The following is a 601-nucleotide window of genomic DNA, read 5'->3' on the forward strand; positions in this document are numbered from 1 at the left end:
GTTCCATTTGCGGCGATAGTCGTCCGGCGACATGTTATATTGCGAGCGCAGATAGCGCTTCAGCATTTTCAGCTTCTTGCCGTCTTCCAGACAGACGATGTAATCGTCGCTCACCGACTTCGATACGGCTACGGCCGGCTTCGTTTTCGGCTCCTGCTTCACCGTCGTTTCCGACACGTCCTTCATGGTCGCATGTACCGACTTGATCAGATCGGGAACATGCTCGGCCGGCATGGAATTGTGGGACAGATAGGAGGCGACGACGTCCGTCGTCATGCGCAGGAGTTCTTCCTTGTCGATTTCGGGGAAATTGTCATCTGCCATGATCAAACCTTCAAACGTTCGGGGGCGGCAGGGCCGGAATAGTGGCCCGATTCAAATTATCGATGGATGTTGGATATTATGTGGCAATGTGAAGTTCAAGCTCAAGCGGCAAATAACATTTGTGCCGGAGCAGTTGGTTGCAGCAGTTTCAAATAATCTCAAATTGAGACGATGGCGGAAAATCTGCGCTGCAGGGCGGAAAACCCGGCTTGTGTCGCACGGGAGCGGGCCTTATCACACGGGGCAGCCGAGTAAGGAGTCGTCATGCCGGACAATC

General features: G+C 53.6%; 2 protein-coding genes. One reads left to right on the top strand and one right to left on the bottom strand.

The window, feature by feature from the left end:
* Nucleotides 1–324, bottom strand: a 324-nt coding sequence (locus PKF00_RS44940; RefSeq protein ID WP_271223763.1) for a Ros/MucR family transcriptional regulator, incomplete at its 3' end; no start/stop codon positions are given.
* 88 nt (nucleotides 325–412) lie between these two features.
* On the opposite strand from PKF00_RS44940, the gene PKF00_RS44945 reads away from it, so the two are divergent.
* On the top strand, nucleotides 413–601 hold a 189-nt coding region (locus PKF00_RS44945), incomplete at its 3' end, for a hypothetical protein (protein WP_271223764.1).

The organism is Streptosporangium carneum (assembly GCF_027922005.1).
GTDB lineage: Bacteria > Actinomycetota > Actinomycetes > Streptosporangiales > Streptosporangiaceae > Streptosporangium > Streptosporangium carneum.